The sequence below is a fragment of the Actinacidiphila sp. bgisy144 genome (assembly GCF_057708105.1).
Genome location: NZ_JBYIRM010000096.1, coordinates 1 through 1,398, shown reverse-complemented (window position 1 = coordinate 1,398; position 1,398 = coordinate 1). Strand labels below are relative to the sequence as shown.

Below are 1,398 nucleotides of genomic sequence, written 5' to 3'. Positions count from 1 at the left end.
ACCCGGGCCCATCGGATACCGGATGCCGAGGCCGCTCAGCACCCCGGCCAGGTACCCGGCCGCGTCCGGCCGGGTGAGCAGCTCGCCCAGCACCTCGCGGACCGGCTGCATCTCCTGCCCGGTGAGCCGCAGTTCGATCGCGGCCCGCGCGTTGCGCGCCAACTGCGCCCCGACCGGGTGGCGTTCGGCGTGATAGGTGTCCAGCAGCGCCTCGTCCGCCCGCCCGGCCAGCACCAGCGCCAGCTTCCAGCCGAGGTTCACCGCGTCCTGCACCCCCACACTCAACCCCTGTGCCATGGCGGGCGGTTGGACGTGGGTGGCGTCGCCGGCCAGGAACACCCGGCCGCGCCGGTACTCCGCCGCCACCCGGGAGGCGTCGGTGAAGCAGCTCATCCAGCGGCACTGCCCGTGGTGGATGGACTCGCCGGTCAGCCGCTGCCACGCGTCGGCGAGGTCGGCGTAGCGCAGCGCGTCCCGGTCCTTCGGCGGCGTACCCCGCTCGTACACCACGACGCGGGTGACGCCGCTCTCCAGGTCCATCGCCATGATCATGCTGCCGTCCGGCAGGTTCTCGCCGATCCGCCGGCGCCGCGTCTCGATCCCGGTGACGTCGGCGGTGAGGAAGCCCCGGGTGGGCTCGGGACCGGGGAACCCGATGCCGACCAGCCGCCGTACGGTGCTGCGGCCCCCGTCGCAGCCGACCAGGTAGGCCGCGGTGTCCTCGCCGGGGCCGTGCGGCCCGTCGAAGGACACGGTCACGCCGTCGCCTGTCTCGCGCAGCCCGGTCACCTCGTGGCCGCGCCGGATCGGCACGCCGAGCCCGGTCACCCACTCCTCCAGCATCCGCTCGGTGCGGTACTGGGGGACGCCCCGGGCGCCGTAGTGGTTCTCCGCCAGCCGGCCCAGGTCGATCGGCACACCGCCGAAGTGGGCGTCGGCGGGCTCGGACGGGCCGAGGCGGCCCAGCAGCCCCCGCTGGTCGAAGCACTCGACGGCCCGCCGGGTGAGGCTCGCCCCGCGCGACTCCCGCGCCGGCTCGGCCAGTTGCTCGTAGACGACGACATCGGCGCCGCCGAGGCGCAGTTCACCGGCCGCCATCAGCCCGACCGGGCCGGCGCCGACGACGATCACGTCCCTGGCCATGCTCACACCCCCGCCCGGCCGGCGCCGCCCGCGGCCGCGGACACCGCGGTGCGGGGGGCGGTGGGGGTGCCGAACCAGTGGGTGAGGGCGTGGGTGAGGTGGTGGGTGGTGCCGGGGGAGGTCCAGGCGGTGTAGCCGTCGGGTCGGATGAGGACGGCGTCCAGGGGGGTGTGCGGGGGGTGGGTCCAGGTGCCGGTGACGGTGTCGACGTGGTCGCTCCAGGGGTCGGCGGTGCGGGCGGTCTGTGTGGCGGTC

At 75.5% G+C, this 1,398-nt stretch carries 2 protein-coding genes; both read right to left on the bottom strand.

The genetic code is table 11. From position 1 onward, the window contains the following. The coding region (locus AC3EVP_RS36840; protein ID WP_435138139.1) for an FAD-dependent monooxygenase at window positions 1–1,143 on the bottom strand (1,143 nt) is incomplete at its 3' end. Window positions 1,144–1,145: 2 nt separating this feature from the next. Further along, a partial coding sequence (locus AC3EVP_RS36835; protein WP_488179852.1) for an aromatic-ring hydroxylase C-terminal domain-containing protein occupies window positions 1,146–1,398 on the bottom strand: 253 nt, incomplete at its 5' end.